Annotated in this window: 16 protein-coding genes; 10 read left to right on the forward strand and 6 right to left on the reverse strand. The window is 69.4% G+C overall.

The window, feature by feature from the left end:
* Positions 1-84: 84 nt before the first annotated feature.
* Positions 85-321 carry a hypothetical protein gene (locus ACIBI9_RS59670; RefSeq protein ID WP_397236692.1) on the reverse strand — a complete coding sequence of 79 codons (237 nt, stop codon included), beginning with the start codon at positions 319-321 and terminating at the stop codon, positions 85-87.
* A gap of 222 nt (positions 322-543) precedes the next feature.
* Between ACIBI9_RS59670 and ACIBI9_RS59675 the strand changes: the two genes are divergently transcribed.
* Positions 544-1,491, forward strand: a complete 948-nt coding sequence (locus ACIBI9_RS59675) for a LacI family DNA-binding transcriptional regulator (RefSeq protein WP_397236694.1) — start codon at positions 544-546, stop codon at positions 1,489-1,491.
* On the opposite strand, the gene ACIBI9_RS59680 is transcribed toward ACIBI9_RS59675, so the two are convergent.
* Entirely contained in the window at positions 1,486-1,689 is a 204-nt protein-coding gene (locus tag ACIBI9_RS59680; protein ID WP_397236696.1) for a hypothetical protein, read from the reverse strand. The two genes, ACIBI9_RS59675 and ACIBI9_RS59680, sit on opposite strands and share 6 nt — an antisense overlap.
* Before the next feature lie 192 nt (positions 1,690-1,881).
* On the opposite strand from ACIBI9_RS59680, the gene ACIBI9_RS59685 reads away from it, so the two are divergent.
* The 4 genes from ACIBI9_RS59685 to ACIBI9_RS59700 all read left to right on the forward strand — a co-directional run bounded on the left by ACIBI9_RS59685 (position 1,882) and on the right by ACIBI9_RS59700 (position 6,410).
* Positions 1,882-2,136, forward strand: coding sequence for a hypothetical protein (locus ACIBI9_RS59685; protein WP_397236698.1), 255 nt, complete (start codon positions 1,882-1,884; stop codon positions 2,134-2,136).
* Between the two features lie 61 nt (positions 2,137-2,197).
* Positions 2,198-2,413 (forward strand): 2TM domain-containing protein, encoded by a 216-nt coding sequence (locus ACIBI9_RS59690; protein WP_397236700.1) that lies wholly within the window; start codon positions 2,198-2,200, stop codon positions 2,411-2,413.
* Between the two features lie 66 nt (positions 2,414-2,479).
* Complete coding sequence (locus ACIBI9_RS59695; RefSeq protein ID WP_397236702.1) at positions 2,480-2,986, forward strand: monooxygenase family protein; 507 nt, start codon at positions 2,480-2,482, stop codon at positions 2,984-2,986.
* 220 nt (positions 2,987-3,206) lie between these two features.
* A complete protein-coding gene (locus tag ACIBI9_RS59700; RefSeq protein WP_397236704.1) occupies positions 3,207-6,410 on the forward strand; it encodes a BTAD domain-containing putative transcriptional regulator in 3,204 nt (1,067 codons plus the stop codon).
* Positions 6,411-6,446: 36 nt separating this feature from the next.
* Here ACIBI9_RS59700 and ACIBI9_RS59705 read toward each other — a convergent pair whose 3' ends face one another.
* The 4 genes from ACIBI9_RS59705 to ACIBI9_RS59720 all read right to left on the reverse strand — a co-directional run bounded on the left by ACIBI9_RS59705 (position 6,447) and on the right by ACIBI9_RS59720 (position 9,007).
* Positions 6,447-7,331: a bile acid:sodium symporter family protein gene (locus ACIBI9_RS59705; RefSeq protein WP_397236706.1), complete on the reverse strand. Its 885-nt coding sequence runs from the start codon at positions 7,329-7,331 to the stop codon at positions 6,447-6,449.
* Between the two features lie 99 nt (positions 7,332-7,430).
* Positions 7,431-8,144 (reverse strand): alpha/beta fold hydrolase, encoded by a 714-nt coding sequence (locus ACIBI9_RS59710; RefSeq protein ID WP_397236708.1) that lies wholly within the window; start codon positions 8,142-8,144, stop codon positions 7,431-7,433.
* A 53-nt stretch (positions 8,145-8,197) separates the two neighbouring features.
* Entirely contained in the window at positions 8,198-8,797 is a 600-nt protein-coding gene (locus tag ACIBI9_RS59715; protein ID WP_397236710.1) for a class I SAM-dependent methyltransferase, read from the reverse strand.
* 3 nt (positions 8,798-8,800) lie between these two features.
* Complete coding sequence (locus tag ACIBI9_RS59720; protein ID WP_397236712.1) at positions 8,801-9,007, reverse strand: 2TM domain-containing protein; 207 nt, start codon at positions 9,005-9,007, stop codon at positions 8,801-8,803.
* 148 nt (positions 9,008-9,155) lie between these two features.
* On the opposite strand from ACIBI9_RS59720, the gene ACIBI9_RS59725 reads away from it, so the two are divergent.
* The 5 genes from ACIBI9_RS59725 to ACIBI9_RS59745 all read left to right on the forward strand — a co-directional run bounded on the left by ACIBI9_RS59725 (position 9,156) and on the right by ACIBI9_RS59745 (position 17,843).
* Positions 9,156-9,953 carry an alpha/beta fold hydrolase gene (locus ACIBI9_RS59725; protein ID WP_397236714.1) on the forward strand — a complete coding sequence of 266 codons (798 nt, stop codon included), beginning with the start codon at positions 9,156-9,158 and terminating at the stop codon, positions 9,951-9,953.
* 19 nt (positions 9,954-9,972) lie between these two features.
* Positions 9,973-11,262 carry an MFS transporter gene (locus ACIBI9_RS59730; RefSeq protein WP_397236716.1) on the forward strand — a complete coding sequence of 430 codons (1,290 nt, stop codon included), beginning with the start codon at positions 9,973-9,975 and terminating at the stop codon, positions 11,260-11,262.
* A 55-nt stretch (positions 11,263-11,317) separates the two neighbouring features.
* A complete protein-coding gene (locus tag ACIBI9_RS59735) occupies positions 11,318-12,940 on the forward strand; it encodes an FAD-dependent oxidoreductase (protein WP_397236718.1) in 1,623 nt (540 codons plus the stop codon).
* A gap of 612 nt (positions 12,941-13,552) precedes the next feature.
* Positions 13,553-15,829, forward strand: coding sequence for a catalase/peroxidase HPI (gene katG / locus ACIBI9_RS59740; RefSeq protein ID WP_397236720.1), 2,277 nt, complete (start codon positions 13,553-13,555; stop codon positions 15,827-15,829).
* Positions 15,830-16,325: 496 nt separating this feature from the next.
* Positions 16,326-17,843 carry an RtcB family protein gene (locus ACIBI9_RS59745; RefSeq protein WP_397236722.1) on the forward strand — a complete coding sequence of 506 codons (1,518 nt, stop codon included), beginning with the start codon at positions 16,326-16,328 and terminating at the stop codon, positions 17,841-17,843.
* The last annotated feature ends 201 nt before the right edge of the window (positions 17,844-18,044 follow it).

The following is an 18,044-nucleotide window of genomic DNA, read 5'->3' on the forward strand; positions in this document are numbered from 1 at the left end:
TCTTGATGTAGACGTCGTTCCTGCTCGCCATGCCGGCGCGGCCGTAGAGCCCGCACTTGAAGTAGTGGATGGCATCGCCGTGGCTCAGGCGGAGCCGCCGAAGACCTGCATCACGCGGACGTTGTGGGCGCCGGCCGCGACCTTGATGTCGCACTCGAACTGGGCTCTCCCGGAGGTGTAGTCGTTGGGGAAGCGCAGCTCGCTGCGCGGCCCCGAGTCCTGTCCAGGGAACGTGCTCGAATCGGGGGAGCAGAGCCAGAAGTGGTGTTCGCCGGTGCCGGCGTCGTACGTGTGACGGGTGCGGTCCGGCGGCCGGTACACGGTGTGGCCCGGGGAGATCTCGGTCCACCCGGACCCGATCGGCGCGGCGTGCGCGGCCGGCGGCCATCCCTAGGCGGTCAGGCCGAGCGCGCCGGTTCCGGCGATGAAGGTTCTTCTGCGCCTTCCCGCTCCCGCGAGGGTTGCGAAAGATTGCGAAACAAGATGTAGCGGCAACGTAGGCTAAACGTCGGAGGTCTGTCAGGGGGCCGGCGGGCAGGCAGCATGTCGAAAGTTCTCCACGGCAGGTCCGATGTCTCCCCCAAGACCCGCGGCCGGATCCAGCGGCTGCTCGGCCAGCACGGCTACACGCTGCCCGGCCACGGCGAGCACCCCGGCGGCCTGATCGAGTTCGTCATCAACGAGCTGGACAACCCCTGGGCCGTCGAGCTGATCCGCGGCGCCGAGGAGGCCGCGCAGGCCGAGGGCCTGGGCCTGGTCGTGTCGGCCGCGCACGGGCGGAGCAAGCTGACTCGGCACTGGCTCGACGCGCTCGGAAACCGGGGCTCGCTCGGCGCGATCCTGGTCGTCTCCGAGCTCTCCGCCGAGCAGGAACGCGAGCTGGGACGCATGGGCATACCGTTCGTCGTGGCGCAGCCGTCGGAGGACGAGAGCCCGGACACCCCAGCGGTCGGCTCGACGAGCTGGCAGGGCGGCTTCTCGGCCACGCGGCACCTGATCGAGCTGGGTCACCGGCGGATCGCGATGATCACCGGCCCGGCGGGGCGGCTGACCTCGCGGGTGCGGCTGGACGGCTACCGCGCGGCACTCGATCAGGCCGGGATCGAGCCCGCCCCCGAGCTGATCCGGCACGGCGACTACTCCCACGAGCCCGCCTACCGGCTGTCCCTGGAACTGCTGAGGCTGCCCGACCGGCCGACGGCCGTGTTCGCGGGCAACGACCTTCAGGCGCTGGGCGCGTACCGGGCGGCGAAGGAGTGCGGCCTGAGGGTGCCCGAGGACGTCAGCGTGGTGGGCTTCGACGACCTGCCGTTCGCCCAGTGGATCGCCCCGCCGCTGACCACCGTTCGGCAGCCGCTGGAGAACATGGCCGGCATGGTCGTCAGGCTGCTCGTCCAGCTCATCAACGGCGAGCAGCCGGAGACGCTGCGGGTCGAGCTGGCGACCCGGCTGATCGTCCGCGAGAGCACCGCCCGGATGCCGGGCTCATAGAGGCAGCCCGTCCTCCAGGTGCGCCATGGCCCTGTCGAACTCGGCCACCACGTCCATGTCCTGGTTCTTCACCCAGTCGAACCAGAGTGCCATGAGCACCCCGACGATCGCCCCCGCGACGTCGCGAGGCTGGCCGCCCGCAGCTCCGGCACCGTGACAACGAGCCGTTCGTGGCGATTTCACTTTGGCTGCCCCCACGCTGAACCGCCGGCGGTTTCCCGTAACTACGAAACTTTACGCGTGTCCTCGGTCGGTTAGTTTCTTGGCCTGCTCGCCGCCCTGCCGCTGGAAGCCGGCCAGATCGCCGCCGAACTGGGACAACTTCTCACCGCCGCGACGATCAACGACCCGCTCTTCGCGGGTCGCGGTGAGCCGGCGGACCCCGAGCAATTGCTCAGCCCGTCCGCGGGCAAGACCGAAGCGCTGGCCGGCACGCTGACTCTGGCCTCACAGGCGCGTAAGTACGGCCTCGGGCTTGTCTTCGCCACCCAGACACCGCGCGGCCTGCACAACCACATCGCCGGAAACGCCACCACCCAATTCATCGGCAGAATCAACAGCCCCACGCAGATCGAGGTGGTCAAAGGGCTGGCGTATGATATGGACCTTTCCACCTCGATCGCAGATCAATGTAAAACCGAGTAATTGACGCTCACTGAACACCTGACTAAGTCATCATCAAGTACGCCGGCGTAGCCTTCCGGGCATGAGATCAGTAAAAAGCGAAAGCGTCCGAAAATGGGGCCTCCGGATTCATCTGCTCTTTTACGTGCTGGGCAATCTGGCTCAGGTCGTGGTGTGGCAGATCTACGACCGGGATCATTTCTTCTGGCCCATGTGGTCGATGGTCTTCTGGGGCATCGGACTGGTCTTCCATTTCTGGGGTGTCTACTCGCCGCCCAGATCGAAGGTCGATCGGTGAGACGGCCGTCGCACGACCCTTCTCTCCCACCAGCCCACGCGTGATCCGAGTCCGGAGGAGCCCCAGATGCCAACCCGAGTCAACCGGCAGACCGTCGACCTCTCCGCCTACCCGGACCTCCTGGTCCTGTATCTCGGGATGCGGGTGAACCGGCTGTACGGGATCCGAACCTTCTTCAGCTTCGGCCGGAAGATCAGTGAGTCGGTCGCCGGCAAGCCGGACGGGCTGCTGCTGCACGAGCCCGTCTACTACTCGTTCTTCCCGATGAACATGGGGATGCGCCAGTACTGGCGCGACCTGCCCTCGCTGCTCGCGTTCGCCCGGTCGGAGCCGCATCGACAATGGTGGCTCGACTTCCTGCGAGACTCCGGCGGCACCGGTTTCTGGCACGAGACCTACTCGATCAAGGGCGGTATGGAGGCCGTCTACGATGACGTGCCCAAGCCGCTCGGCTTCGGACGGTTCGCCGGGATCCAGCGCGCTCGCGGTCCCATGTTCGGCTCCGCGGCCCGGCTGGGACGTTCCGAGGGCGGCAGTCCGGTCCTCAGCGAGACGGACCTCTACGAGTCCTGACCACGCACACGCCCGGCCAGAAACCTCGCGGGGGCATGAGGCAGGCACGCCCGCACCCCCCGTCGAGCCGGCCGCGCGACGCCGTACACACCCGCAGTCCCAAGTTCCGATCGGCCGATCTTTCACGACCAATCCTGGACCAGTAGAATCGGTGCCTGCCGCGATCCAACACAGGTCGCAAGCGGACAATCTGTAATGTCCAGCCGGGAGCCGAACAGATGTGACTGGGCCAGCTCATCCCGTTCGGCTCGGCGGTAAAGGTCCGTCGGCCGGCGCCGATCCTCTGCGCCTGCAGGTCCTGGGTCCGTTGCGGCTGTGGCGCGGTCGCGTCGAACTGGACGCCGGCCCCCGACAGCAGGCGCAACTGTTGGCCCTGCTCCTGGCGCGGGTGGGCCATCCGGTCAGCACGAGGCAATTGATCGACCTGATCTGGGCCGACAACGCCCCCGCCAGCGCGCTCAACGTCATCCAGAAGTACATCGGGGCATTGCGGCGGGTGCTCGAACCTGCGGTTCCCGCCCGGGCGGCCGGTACCTACCTGCACCTCCGCGGCAACGCGTACGTGTTCAGCGCCGGCTCCGGCACACTGGACCTCGTCAACTTCCGGGAACTCCTCGAAGCCGCCCAGACCGCCCTCGCCCAGCAGGATCGCGAAGTGGCGCTCGACCATTACGTCAAGGCGCTCGGCCTCTGGCGGGGCCCCGCAGGGGACGGACTGTCCTTCGGATCGACCGCGATGTCGATCCTGGCCGCCCTCGACGACGAGTTCCACGCCGCCTGCGCGGCGGCGGCCGACCTGGCCGTGTCGTTACGCCGGCCGGAGCAGGTGATCCCGCCGTTACAGTTGGCCGCGTCGATGGCACCGTTCCACGAACCCGTACACGTCGGCCTCATCACCACACTCGGCGCCGCTGGACGGCAGGCGGAGGCGCTGTCGGTGTTCCACGCGATCCGTGACCGCCTCGCCGAGGAACTCGGCATCGACCCCGGCCCGGCGCTGCAGGACGCGCACCTGCGGGTGCTGACGCAGACCCCGCCGGCGCCGGTGGTGACGGGCACGCGAAGTGAGGGTGACCGCGCGCCGGCGAGGCAGGCGACCGGCCTGGTCGGCCGGGGAGAGGAACTCGGCGTGCTGCGGCAGGCCGTCGAGGCGGCGCTCACCGGTCACACCGGGCTCGGCATCATCGAAGGCGAGCCGGGTTCGGGCAAGACGCGCCTGCTGGAAGAGGCCGCCGCCGCCGCGGACCGGCGTGGCGCGCTCGTCGTCTGGGCTTCCTGCTTGGAAGGCGACGGAACACCATCGATGTGGCCGTGGGAGCAGGCGCTCACCATTGTCCTCGACAGCATGCCCGCGTCGGCGCGTGAGAAGTGGCTGGCCAGCGAACTCGGTCGCCTCCTCGAACCTCGGGACGACGACGCCGCGACGCCGGTCTCCGGCGGCCGCTCCCAGTTCCGCCTGTTCGAGCAGGTCGTCACCTTCCTCGGCCAGGCCGCGGCAGAACGGCCGATGCTGCTCGTCATGGACGACCTTCAATGGATCGATGCCACCTCGCTCCAGCTGCTCGGCCACCTGGCGGCACGGCTGCCCACCGGCACCGCGATCATCGGCGCCCTTCGCGACCGCGCGCCCACACCCGGCCCCGACCTTTCGCGGGTCCTGGCCGCCGCCAGCCGGCTGCCCAACCACCGCAGGATCCAACTCGGCCCGCTCAGCCTGACCGACGTGGCCGAACTCATCCGCCGCGAGACCGGCCACGAACCCGGTGCGGATACCGCCCGCAACATCCACGTTCGCACGGCCGGCAATCCTTTCTTCGTCCGCGAACTGTCGCGGCTCCTCAGCGACCGCGGCGCGCTCAGCGACGGCGACGCGTCGGCCCGGGCCGGGGTGCCGTCCACTGTGCGAGACGTCGTCCGCGATCGGATGGCGGGCCTCGACGACAGCGCTCGCGACCTGCTGCGGCTCGCCGCGCTGATCGGGCGCGACGTCGACCTCGGCCTGCTCGCCCGTGCCGCCGGTGTCGACGTCGCAGACTGCCTCGGCCGCTTCGAACCGCTGCGCGCGCTCGGTCTGCTGGAAACGGGGCCGGAGGACCCTTTCTCGTGGCGTTTCACGCACGACCTGGTTCGCGAATCGGTCACGGAGACGACGGCGCGGCTGCAGGCCATCCGGCTGCACCTGCGGGTCGCGGACGCGCTCGAAGAAAGCCAGGCGGACGACGAGTCCATCACCGAACGCCTCGCCTTCCATCTGTCGGCCGCCGGCCCCCTCGCCGACCCGGTCCGTACGGTTGAGGCGCTGAAGCGCGCCGGCCGTCGCGCGGCGACCAAGCTCGCGTTCGCCGCCGCCGATCGGCACCTGGAATCAGCCGCCCAGATCGCGCGGACCGCCGGGCACCCGGAACTCGAGCTCTCCGCCCTCTCGCTCCTCGCCATCGCCCCGCGACGGCAAGCCGGGTTCGGCGGCACGACGTTCGATCTGCTGGAGCGTGCGGAACACCTGGCCCGCCGGCTCGGCCGGGAGGTGGAGGCCGCCGGCCTCCTCTTCGCTCGCCTGTTCGGGGCCTATACCTTCCTGGAGTGGGACCGCCTCCGTCTGGTCCGCCGGCTGTACGAGCAAGGGGAGGCTTCCTCCGATCCGGTCGTCCGGGTGTACGGCCGGCAAGCATGGGGCCTGCACCAGTGGGACATCGGCAACATCGGCGCGGCATACCGATGCTTCGGTGAGAACGACCCCACCCTTCTCGAAGGGGTCGTCTCCGCGCACAGCGAGACTCCGATCCGGCGTGACGTGTCGGGTGAGTGGCCCGGCTGGCAGGCCATCGTGACGGCACTGCACGGTGACGTCGAGACGGCAAAAACCGTGATCGACAAGTGGAACGGCCCCGACGACTCGTACGCGGTCGCGACCTGGGCCTACTACACCACCATCATCGCCTCGATGGCCGGTGACGCGGGCTGGGTGATGCGCACGATCGAGCGATGGATGGCCGCGGGCACCGGCCGCGCCGCCGTTCAGCAGGAGCACTACACACGGCTGAACTGGTACTGGGCCCGAGCCCTCGCCGGCGACGACCCGGCCGGTATCGCGGCGGAGGCCGAACAGCTCCTGGCCGGGACACTGGTCGACCCGCCACGGTGGGGCGTCGCCTACCACCACGGACTGATCGCCGAGATGTGGCTGGCCGCCGGGATGCCGGACCAAGCGGGCATCGCCCTCGACCGAGCGGACCAGGCCCTCGAGGCCCACGGCCAACGCTACGCCGAAGGACTCGTCCTGCTGCTGCGGGCGCGCCTGCTCCAGGCCCGCGGCGAACCCGCCGAAGTCGTACGAGCCGCTGCCGAGCAAGCCCGCGACCGGTCGAGCGAACGCGAGTCTCACCTCTTCGCCCGCCGTGCCGAGAAGTTCCTCGCCGAGCTCTGATCGCGCTGCTCGGCTCCTGGGCATGACAAGGGACAGTCACCGTGACAGGACCGATCGAACCCGGCGGCTGATCAGATAGCCGAACCCGGTCGCCGTGAAGAACATGACAATGCCGTACACCGCGCCGGGGATGGCCATCTGGGCACTGTTCAACAGCGCCGGGCTCAGCGCGACCGTGATGGCGAGACCGGTGTTGTGGATGCCGATCTCGAACCCGGCCGCGACAGCCGCGCGGTGATCGACACCGGCCAGGCGCGGCACCCCGTACCCGATCAGCAGGCTCACCACGTTGAAGACCAGCACGGCCAGTCCGACCGAGACGAAGTAGCCGACGAGGTTGTTCCGCTCCGCGTACAGCACGGCGAATATGGCGCCGGCCAGGACCACGACCGACAGCGCCCGGACGGGGAGATTGAGCCGCCGCGCCACCTCAGGCGACCACGCGCGCACGAGCATCCCGATCGCGACCGGCACCACCACCATCGAGAAGACCTGCACCATCTTGTCGAACTGCAGCCCGAGGGCGGCCCCACCGGGTAAGAAGTACCCGGCCGAGAGGTTCACCACGATCGGCAAGGTGACCACGGCCAGCACCGAGTTGGTCGCGGTGAGCGTGACATTGAGCGCGACGTTCCCGCCGAACAGGTGGCTGTACAGGTTGGCCGTGGGGCCGCCGGGCGACGCCGCGACCAGCAGCAACCCGACCGCCGGCTCCGGCGGAAGCCGGAAGGCGAGCACCAGGACGAAGCAGATCCCCGGCAGCAGCACGAGCTGGCACAGCAGCGCCACCAGGGCCGCCCTGGGATACCGGCCCAGCCGCCGGAAGTCGTCCAGCGTCAGGCTGAGCCCCAGGCCGAACATGACGATGCCGATGGCGAAAGGCAGACTGCCCAAGATCAGAGAGGAACCCATGGCGGCCATTCTCGGGTATTCCGGTTGCCTTCAGGGGACAAGATCGTTCCATGCCGGCCGCTCCGAGCAGCGCGGGCCGACGCCGGCCGTCGGCCCGCGCCATCGCTTTTACGCGTTTTCGCTCGCCGCCTTTTCGATGAGGGCCACGGCCGGGCCCGGACTCGAGACGAACACCAGGTGCGAGGCGCCCTCGACCACCTCGACCGTCGCGCCGGAGCGCTGGGCCATGAACTCCTGCGCCGCCGGCGGGATGATCCGGTCGGCGCCGCTGATCAAGTTGCAGCTGGGGATCGTGTGCCAGGCCTGCGGGCCGGCGGCGGGCTCACCGAGGGCGGCGCCCGTGGCCGGACGCTGCGTGATCGCGAAGAGCGCGGCCTCCTCGGCAGGCAGATCCCCCGCGAAATGGGGATGGAACACGCGCGGGTCGATGTAGAGATCGACCTGCCCGCCGGGCAGCGGCACGGGTTTGAGCGACTCGCCCACGGTGCTGCCCGGGAACTTCTCGACCAGCCCCTGGACGCTCTCGCCCGTCTCCGGTACGAACGCCGCCAGGTAGACCAGGGCCTTCACCTCCGGGTTTCCGGTGGCGGCGCTGGAGATGACGGCGCCACCGTATGAGTGGCCGACCAGCACGATCGATCCGTCGATGCCGTTCAGCAGCGCCTTGAGCTGCTCCGCGTCGGAGGAGAGCCCCCGCAGCGGGTTCGGCGCGACGACGACCGGATAGCCGTCGGAGACCAGCCGCTTGACGATCGCGGTGAAGCCGCTGCCGTCCGCGAAGGCTCCGTGCACGAGCACGATCGTCGGTTTCTTATGTGCCATTTGCTCGCCTTTCATGACGTGATGGTGGAAAGCTAGGGCGGCCCTGCCGATCTTCAGCGCATCGCGCCGTCCCCGTCGGCCTCCGCCGGGCGGCGGCAGTAGTAGACCAGAGCGGGTGGGAGATTCGCCCACACCGTCCGGCTGATCACCACCTCGTCGAACCGCGACCGCATGGAGCGCAGCAGGCGCCGGGCCGGCGGGGCCCACCGGGCATGTACGTAGGCGAAGGTGGTGAACACGCCGTGCGGTGACAAGGTCGCCACGACCGAGGACAGCACGTCACGCTGCTGGTTCTCGGTGAAGGCCGCCCACGGAAGGCCGCTGACCACGACATCGGCCTGGCGCAACCCACGCTGCGCCAGCACCCTGGCGAGATCGGCCGCGTCCGCGTGAACGACGTCGACCTCCGGGTGGAGGGCGGCCAGCTTCCGCGCGAACCCTGCATTGACCTCGACGGCTATGTGCCGGCCGCGTCCAGCGAGACGCCGCTGGATGGCCTTGGTGAACGAGCCGGTACCCGGACCGAGTTCCACGACGATCGGAGAGCCCGTACTGGGGACGGCCGCCGTCGCCACCCTGGCCAATGCCGGGCTGCTCGGCGCGACCGCGCCGACCGTCATGGGATCGCGTACGAACTCGAGAAAGAACGACACCGCTCAATCCCGCCGGGAAGGCGAGGAGACCGCCCAGAAGTGGAACGCCAGCCCGATACCCCAGGCGACCAGCGAATACAGCGGCCAGAAGAAGCGCTGCGGGGTGAAGAGCCACCACACCACGACCTGCACCACCTGCGCCGCGACATAGCAGATGACGTGGACCCGCAGGCCCACCTTCAGCTGATGCTCGCTTTTTCTCGATCTCATCTCGACCCGTTCTTCGACGGCCTACCTGCACGACGGCGCCAGGCTAGATCGGCGCACTTGACGACGAGGGAACCGTACGTGCAGGGATCGTCAAGTCCCCGACCCTACGCTGACCGGCGATCAACCTCTGCTGAAAGGTTCCGCATCCATGACGACCACCCGCCGTACCCTGCTTGCCGGATCGGCCGCGGTCACCGCCGGCGCCCTGCTCGGCGCGCCCGCGGCGCAGGCACACACCCGGCCGGAGGGCAGGTCCAAGCCGACCGTCGTGCTGGTGCACGGCGCGTTCGCCGACGCCTCCGGCTGGAACGGCGTCGCCGGCCGGCTCATCCGCGACGGCTACCCGGTCCTCGCCCCGGCGAATCCGCTGCGCGGCGTGGCTGCCGACTCCGCCTACCTGTCCAGCATTCTCGCCACGCTCAGCGGCCCGCTGGTGCTCGTCGCGCACTCGTACGGCGGGATGGTCATCACGAACGCCGCGGCCGGCAACGCCAACGTGAAGGCGCTGGTCTACGTCGCCGCGTTCGCCCCCGACAAGGGGGACACGTTGCTGAGCCTGCAGACGAAGTACCCCGGGAGCAAGCTGGGGGAGACGGCGCTGGACTTCCGTCCCTACGGTGAGGGCCTCGTCGACGGGTACGTCAAGCACGGAGTCTTCCGCGAGGTGTTCGCCGGCGACCTGCCGAGGGCGACCACCGACCTGATGTGGGCCGGTCAGCGGCCGAGCGACGTGCGCGCTCTGCAGGAGCCGTCCGGCGCCCCGGCGTGGCGAGAGGTCCCGTCCTGGTACCTGGTGGCCCGGGACGACAACGTGCTTCCGGCCGCGGCGCAGCGGTTCATGGCGCAGCGGGCCGGCGCACGTACCGCCGAGGTCAAGGCCTCACACGTCGCGATGATCTCGCAGCCTGCCGTGACGGCCGACCTCATCAAGCGCGCCGCGCGCTGACCCTGCCGAGGAGGGGACCTTGCACCAGCGTGCATACGAAGGCCAGTGCGCCGCCGAAGAGATCCGGCACACCTCCGCCAAGTCGCCCAGCCGCAATCCGAAGCTGACGCTGTTCGCGCTGGCGCTGGGCACCTTCGCGATCGGCACCGGCGAGTTCGGCAGCAACGGCATCATCCAGCTCTTCGCGTCCGATCTGAACGTGTCGATCCCGGTCGCGACCCACGCGATCACCGCCTACGCCATGGGGGTGGTGATCGGCTCGCCGGCGATCACCCTGCTCGCCGCCCGGGTCAACCGGCGCACGCTGCTGCTTGGCATGATCGCCCTGTTCCTGATCGGCAACGGGCTGTCCGCGCTGGCGCCGAACATCGTGCTGCTCGTCGTCTTCCGGTTCGTCGCCGGTAGCGTGCAGGGCGCGTTCTTCGGCGCCGGCGCCGTCGTCGCGGCGTACGTGTACGGCCCGGGCAAGGGTGGCAAGGCATTCGCCACCGTCATGGGAGGACTCACCATCGCCACCGTCGTCGGGTCACCGCTCGGCACCTTCATCGGCCAGAACGCCGGCTGGCGCACCATGTACTGGGTCGTGGTCGCCATCGGCCTGCTCGCCGGCACCGCCCTGGTGACCTGGCTGCCCCGTACCGATGACCTGCGCGGCGGCTCCATCACCAGCGAGCTGCAGGCCGTGCGCCGGCTCAACGTCTGGCTGATGGTCACCGTCGCGGCGCTCGGCATCTCCAGCATCTTCGCCGTCTACACCTTCATCGGCCCGTTCGTCACCGATGCGGCGCTGCAGGACGCCTCGCTCATCCCGATCGCGCTCGCCGTCTTCGGCCTCGGCATGGCGGCCGGCAACCACCTCGGCGGACGCGTCGCCGACCGGTACGACAACCGCGGCCTGACCTGGGGCTACAGCGCTGTCCTGGCACTGCTGGCGCTGATCGGTGTGGCCGGCGGCAACCTGGTCATCCTGCTGCCCTGCCTGTTCGGCGTGGGCGCGACCATGATGTTCGCGATCCCCACCATCCAGGTGCGGCTGACCGGCTTCGCGCCGGACGCCCCGACTCTGATGGGAGCGCTCAACCTGGCCGCACTCAACCTGGCCAACTCGCTGGGCGCGATCGGCGGCGCGGTCACCCTCAATGCCGGCTGGGGGACCTTGTCCACCGTATGGGCCGGGTTCGCCCTGACCAGCGCCGGCCTGCTCCTGTACATCGTGACCGTCGCCCGGGTGAAGCCCGTTCCCCGTTCCCCGCTGAGCAGCTCGGCTGGAGCGGAACTCCAGCCGGAGATGCGTTCTGACCCCGTGTGACGGCGTGGCCTCGTCCGCTGCCTGAAGCGGCAGTGCGACCAAACGGAGGAATCACATGAACGACGGCGCGGCGCAGCGCGGGCCGGTCCTGGACGAAGAGCAGTCTCGCCGGCTCGTCGAGTACGGCGAAATGGAACACGTCGAGGTCGGCCGGGATCTGTACGCGGCCGGCGACGACTCCTACGACTTCTTCCTGCTCCTGACCGCGACGGTGGACATCATCCGGGACGCGACGGCGATCGAGCCGGAACGTCTCGTCTACCAAGGTGGTCCCGGCGACTTCCTCGGTGAGCTCAGCCTGCTGACCGGTCAGCACGTCTACCTGACCGCGCGCGTGGTGACCGCCGGGACAGTCGTCCGGATCGGTGCGACGGCGTTGCGCAGGGTCCTCGCCGAGCAGCCCGACATCGCCGACCTCCTGCTTGAGGCGTTCGGGGAGCGGCGCGAGTTCATCCGCTCGGTGGCCGGCAACGCTCTGGAGATCGTCGGCCGCCCGGACACCGCGGAGACGCTCGATCTGCGTACCTATGTGACGCAGTTGCTCCTGCCGCATTCCTGGCTCGACGCGGCCTCGCACCCCGGGCGCTCGCTGATGACTTCGGCCGGGCTCACAGAGGACGAACTCCCGGCGGCGATCGTCGACGGTGCGGTGCTGCGGCGCGCGACGCCCGGCACGATCGCGAAGGCGCTCGGCCTCACCTACCGGCCCCATGGAAGTCCCGTAGATCTCGTCGTGGTAGGCGCCGGCCCGGCGGGTCTGGCCGCAGCCGTGTACGGGGCGTCCGAGGGTCTCGTCACCGTGTTGCTGGACCGCGACGGGCTCGGCGGCCAGGCTGCCAAGAGCGCCCGGATCGAGAACTACCTGGGCTTCCCGAACGGGGTCAGCGGCGCGCACCTCACCCGGCTGGCGATGGTCCAGGCGCTCAAGTTCGGCGTACGGATCTACTCGCCCTGTGCGGTGGCGGGCCTTGATCTTTCCGACGATCGACGGCCGACCGTCCTGCTGGAGAATGGCTCACACATCAAGTGCCGCGCGGTGATCGCCGCTACCGGCGCGCACTACCGCCGCCTCCACATCCCGCGATGGGCGACATTCGAGAAGTTGGGCTGCATCCGGTACGCGGCGACCGAGCTGGACGTCCGAGGGTACGAGGACCAGCCTGTGACGGTCGTCGGGGGCGCCAACTCGGCTGGGCAGGCAGCCCTCTCCCTTGCCGCCCGCGGCGCGACGGTGGATCTGATCGTCCGCGGTGCCGATCTCGGAGCTCGCATGTCGTCCTACCTGACCGACCGGATCCGCACGCACTCCCGGATCAGGCTCCACACCGGCAACATGGTTCGCGAACTGGCGGGCGCCGGCACTCTCGCGTCGATCGTCGTCGAACGGCCGGATGGACGGCAAGACCGGCTGGCTTGCCGCGCGCTGTTCTGCTTCATCGGCGCCGACCCGGTGTCGAGCTGGCTGGCCGGCGTGGCCAAGGACGACGACGGCTTCGTCCTCACGGACAGTCGGCTGCCCACTGGATCGTCCAGTACGCCCCTGCCTTTCGAGACGAGCGCGCCCAGGGTCTTTGCGGTCGGCGATCTCCGCTCAGGCTCGACAAAACGAGTGGCCAGCGCTGTCGGCGATGGCGCGGGTGCGGTGTCATCCGTCCACGCGGCGCTCGCGAGCGATTGATGTGTCCGTCGTGCTCGGTGCGTGCTCGTGCGCCCCGTCACACGCCGTCAGAACTCGGCACCGCCTGACACGCACAACGCGCTGAGGTCCACACCATCGTGACACCGCTCGGACTCGCTGACCGCTCCGCCTGTCCAGCGCGAGTTTTCGTCGCGTCGTCAGGCGGCTCTGCGATACTCATGGATCAGGCTGGAGACGGCGGTGCATCGCTGTGTTCGAGCCGCCGGTGATCGAGGCATTCGCGAACCGTTCGGCGAAGGCGTTCGCCCGTGTCGAGCGTGGCGGGGCGATCAGCTCACGGACGTCCGCCGAGATGGGCGGCCTCCCTCCACAACAGTCGGGCCGGCGCGGCCGGCAGCCCCCGATCTGCCCCGTCCGGCTTCGGGCGACCTGGCGACGCAGCACCAGGATCTCGATGTCCTTGGCGGCGGTGCTCCGAGGGAGCAGGACCAGCCAGCCGAACACCTGGACCGCCAACAGGTACAGAACGCCAGGTCAACGACCATGCACCAGTTTTGGCACCACACACGTCTAGAGGTCGTCTATTGGGGCACCTACCCCGACTGTGGACTAAACGCATTGCCCAGTGATCCGGAAGTTCGGAGGAAGCAGATGAGCGACACCCAGGACAACGCCCACTCCAGCGCGCAGGGCGTGGATCGGAAGGCGGCGGCCGGCTACCCGCTCGCGCATGACTCCGTGACCGCGCATGGCAGTGAGAGCGAGAATCCGGCAATCGACTCGCCGACTCCGAGGACCGGCGGTCGTCCGCGCACGAACCGGGACTGGTGGCCCAACCAGCTCGACCTCTCGGTGTTGCGCGCGCACTCGTCCAAGGGGAACCCCCTGGCAGAGGGCTTCAGCTACGCCAAGGAGTTCGAGAAGCTCGACGTCGAGGCCCTCAAGCAGGACATCATCGAGGTGCTCACCACCTCGCAGGACTGGTGGCCGGCCGACTTCGGCCACTACGGCGGTCTCATGATCCGGATGAGCTGGCACGCTGCGGGCACCTACCGCATCCACGACGGTCGCGGCGGGGCCGGCGATGGCGCTCAGCGTTTCGCCCCGCTCAACAGCTGGCCCGACAACGCCAATCTCGACAAGGCCCGCCGGTTGCTGTGGCCGGTGAAGCAGAAGTACGGCCAGAAGATCTCGTGGGCCGACCTGCTCGTTCTCGCAGGCAACGTCGCCCTGGAGTCGATGGGTTTCAAGACCTTCGGCTTCGGCTTCGGCCGCGAGGACGTCTGGGAGCCAGAGGAGATCTTCTGGGGTCCGGAGGACGCCTGGCTCGGTGACGAGCGCTACGTCACCGACACCGAGATGGTGCCGAACTTCGGCGCGACCGAAATGGGTCTCATCTACGTCAACCCGGAGGGTCCCCGCGGCAACGCCGACCCGGCCGCGGCGGCGCATTTCATCCGCGAGACCTTCGGACGGATGGCGATGAACGACGAGGAGACTGTCGCTCTCATCGCCGGCGGTCACACGTTCGGCAAGACCCACGGCGCCGGCGTCGCGGAGGACCACGTGGGGCCGGAGCCCGAGGGCGCGCCGCTGGAGGCGCAGGGTCTGGGCTGGCTGAGCAGCTACGGCACCGGCATGGGCGGTGACACGATCACCAGCGGTCTCGAGGTGACGTGGACCGACCGGCCGACGCAGTGGAGCGACCGTTTCTTCAAGATCCTCTTCGGGTACGAGTGGGAGCTCACCACGAGCCCCGGCGGCGCGAAGCAGTGGGTCGCGAAGGACGCCGAGGCGATCATCCCGGACGCGCACGACCCGTCGAAGAAGCACAAGCCGACGATGCTCACGACCGACCTGGCGCTGCGCGTCGACCCGACGTACCAGGAGATCTCCCTCCGCTTCCTGGAGAACCCCGACGAGTTCGCGTTGGCCTTCGCCAAGGCCTGGTACAAGCTGCTGCACCGCGACATGGGTCCGGTCAGCCGCTTCCTCGGGCCGTGGGTCGCCGAGCCCCAGCTGTGGCAGGACCCAGTGCCGGCCGTCGACCACGAACTCGTGGGTGACGCCGACGTCGCTTCCCTCAAGGCGAAGGTCCTGGAGTCCGGCCTTACGACCGCTCAACTGGTCTCCACCGCCTGGGCCTCCGCCGCGAGCTTCCGGTCCACCGACAAGCGCGGCGGCGCCAACGGCGCCCGGCTCCGTCTCGAGCCGCAGCGCAGCTGGGAGGTCAACCAGCCCGAGCAACTCGCGACGGTCCTGGACACCCTCGAGAGCATCCAGCGCGAGTTCAACGAGGCCGGCGGCGCGAAGATCTCGCTCGCCGACCTGATCGTGCTGGCCGGCTCGGCCGCCGTCGAGAAGGCAGCACGCGAGGCCGGCGTGGAAGTGACAGTGCCGTTCCGGCCGGGCCGCACCGACGCCACTCAGGAGCAGACCGACGTCGAGTCCTTCCGGGTCCTCGAGCTGCGGGCCGACGGGTTCCGCAACTACCTGCGTTCCGGCGAGAAGACCCAACCGGAGGTGCTGCTCGTCGATCGTGCCTACCTGCTCAACCTGACCCCGCCCGAAATGACCGTCCTTATCGGCGGCCTGCGTTCCCTCGGAGCCAACTTCGGCGGTAGCCGGCACGGCGTCCTCACCGACCGGCCCGGCGTGCTCACCAACGACTTCTTCGCCAACCTGCTCTCCCCGGGCGCCCGGTGGAAGGCATCAGACTCCGAGCAGCATGTGTACGAGATCCGCGACGTGGCCACCGATGAGGTGAGGTGGACCGCCACCGCGATCGACCTCATCTTCGGCTCCAACTCCCAGCTACGAGCCCTCGCGGAGGTCTACGCCAGCCAGGACGCCCGGAACAAGTTCGTGAACGACTTCGTGGCAGCCTGGGCCAAGGTCATGGAACTCGACCGGTTCGACCTCGCCTGACCCGTCCCACCCGACGAGCCCGGGTCGAGCCCAGGACGGTGATCTGGTGACGCAGGGCGAGAATCTCGACGTCCGTGTCGCGATCGCCCATCGGCAGCAACCGCAGCACGGCGAAGGCCATTCTAGCCTGGGCCGCCGCGGAGTCCAGGCAGCACTCGTGAGGGCTGGACTCCGCAGCCAGTCCCCGTGGAGGTCTGGCCGCTGAGCCTCACCCGGTCATGCAGCGAGCAGAATCTGCCGGGCTGCTGCTCGTATTCCATCGGGCTGAGGCGGTGGAGGGCGGACAGCGCTGCCACGCCGAGATCGCCGCCTCGGCGGAGGCGTAAATCCGTGGTGTGGGCGGCGCGTGCCGTACTACAGTCGGACACGCCTTCACCTCGCGGCTGCTGAACCACGAGGCCCGCGGCGGCGGCCCCAATCCGTCGCCCTCTTCGGCGCGCTTTCGACCGCGCCCGCCCTTGCATCGCTTTTCAGCAGCCCGAAGGACTTCACCATCATGCGTACCCGTCAGGACCGCCGTCTCCTGCGCCGCGACGAGCAGTGGCTCACCCTCCCGAACCCTTGGGACGTCCCCGTCGACATCTGCGCCGACGAACGTGTGCCTCTCGAACCGGCCGCCGTCGACGAAGTGCTGTCCGTCCTGGAGACCGCCGACACCCTCGCCCGCCTCGCCGAGGCCGTGCCCGGCCACGACGGCCCGCCGCCCCGCCTGGTCCGCCTCGTCCTCACCCCCGACTTCCACAAGGGTGCGGGCATCCCGATCGGCACGGTCATCGAGACCGAGGGCGCGCTGCTCCCGCAGGCGGTCGGCAACGACGTCAACTGCGGCATGCGGCTGGAGGTGACCTCGCTCACCGTGGAGCAGGTACGGCCGCGCCTGGACGCCCTGGAACGGCGGCTGCGGCACTTGTTCTTCGAGGGCGGCCGCCGCATCGCCCTCACTCCCGCCCAGCGGGAGGCACTCCTGCGCGACGGGCTCCCGGGGCTCTTGCTCACCGGCGACGCCCCCTGGCAGGGCCACCAGCCGACCGACCCCGAGGACTGCCTGGACCGTATGCACGCTCCGGCGCACCCGACCGGCACCGCCGAGGCGTTCGCCGACTGGATCACCAGCGCGGGCGGCACCGAGGCCGCCAGCCACGACAGCCTCATCGGCAGCATCGGCGGCGGCAACCACTTCGCCGAGCTGCAGTACGTGGCGCGGGTCCACGATCCCGCCGCCGCGTACGCGTGGGGCTTGACAGCGGGCGCGGTCGTCCTGATGGTGCACAGCGGCTCACTGGCGCTGGGACACCAGGCCAACGCCACAGCGCTGGACCGGCTGCTCCAGACCTGGCCGCCGGGGTTGTCGCGGCCCCGCAACCAGATCCTGCCGTTCCTGCTGAACGGGCGCACGGCCGCCGCCCGGCGCCGCTACCTGGACGCGTTCGGCAACGCCGCCAACTTCGCCTCAGGCAATCGGTTCTTCCTCGCCCTCACCATGCGGGCCGGGCTCGCCGCCGAATGCGGCCAGATGACGGCGCGGCTGGTCTACGACGCGCCGCACAACCTGTTCTGGCAGGAGGAGGACCGCGTCATCCACCGCAAAGGCGCGACGCCGGCGGGTGGTCACGAGCAGATGACCGGCGGCCCGTACGCGATGTGGGGCGAGCCCGTGATCGTGCCCGGGTCAATGGGAGCGTCCAGCTACCTGCTGCGCGGCCACGGCAACGCCCGCACGTTGGCCAGCGCCTGCCATGGCGCCGGACGGCGCGTCCCGCGCGGCGCCACCGCACGGGCCGGCGACCGTGAGCTCGACGCGTTCCTGCGGGAGTTCCGCGTGGTCACGCCGCTGGACCACCGCGATCCGACCGTGGCGCGCCGCGCGGACGTGATGGCGGCCTGGCGGCGCGACCTCAAGCAGGAAGCTCCGTGGGCGTACAAGGACATCGGACCCGTGGTGTCGAGCCTGCACGCGGGAGGTGTGGCGGATCCGGTGGCCGAGCTGCGCCCGCTCCTCACCGTCAAGGGCTGACCGCCTTTCCCGCGCAGGGTATCGGCTGCCGTCCCACGTAGAGGCCGCATCACAGCTCGGGATACATGGTGATCGCCAAGCCCTTGACAGGGAGCTTGGCGATCACCATGGGAGTTCGTCCGGTCCAGGCATGCGACCCGTGATGATCGTCCTGAAACGGAATGCGGGACGGGTACAGCCGCCGCATCCGCCACGGCTCCG

The sequence above is a fragment of the Nonomuraea sp. NPDC050451 genome (assembly GCF_044458585.1).

Coding starts and splice junctions, on each gene's coding strand:
- ACIBI9_RS59710 (WP_397236708.1), bottom strand. CDS start 8,144: ATGGCACATAAGAAACCGACGATCGTGCTCGTGCACGGAGCCTTCGCG.
- ACIBI9_RS59690 (WP_397236700.1), top strand. CDS start 2,198: ATGAGATCAGTAAAAAGCGAAAGCGTCCGAAAATGGGGCCTCCGGATT.
- ACIBI9_RS59735 (WP_397236718.1), top strand. CDS start 11,318: ATGAACGACGGCGCGGCGCAGCGCGGGCCGGTCCTGGACGAAGAGCAG.
- ACIBI9_RS59705 (WP_397236706.1), bottom strand. CDS start 7,331: ATGGCCGCCATGGGTTCCTCTCTGATCTTGGGCAGTCTGCCTTTCGCC.
- ACIBI9_RS59695 (WP_397236702.1), top strand. CDS start 2,480: ATGCCAACCCGAGTCAACCGGCAGACCGTCGACCTCTCCGCCTACCCG.
- katG (WP_397236720.1), top strand. CDS start 13,553: ATGAGCGACACCCAGGACAACGCCCACTCCAGCGCGCAGGGCGTGGAT.
- ACIBI9_RS59675 (WP_397236694.1), top strand. CDS start 544: ATGTCGAAAGTTCTCCACGGCAGGTCCGATGTCTCCCCCAAGACCCGC.
- ACIBI9_RS59720 (WP_397236712.1), bottom strand. CDS start 9,007: ATGAGATCGAGAAAAAGCGAGCATCAGCTGAAGGTGGGCCTGCGGGTC.
- ACIBI9_RS59745 (WP_397236722.1), top strand. CDS start 16,326: ATGCGTACCCGTCAGGACCGCCGTCTCCTGCGCCGCGACGAGCAGTGG.
- ACIBI9_RS59725 (WP_397236714.1), top strand. CDS start 9,156: ATGACGACCACCCGCCGTACCCTGCTTGCCGGATCGGCCGCGGTCACC.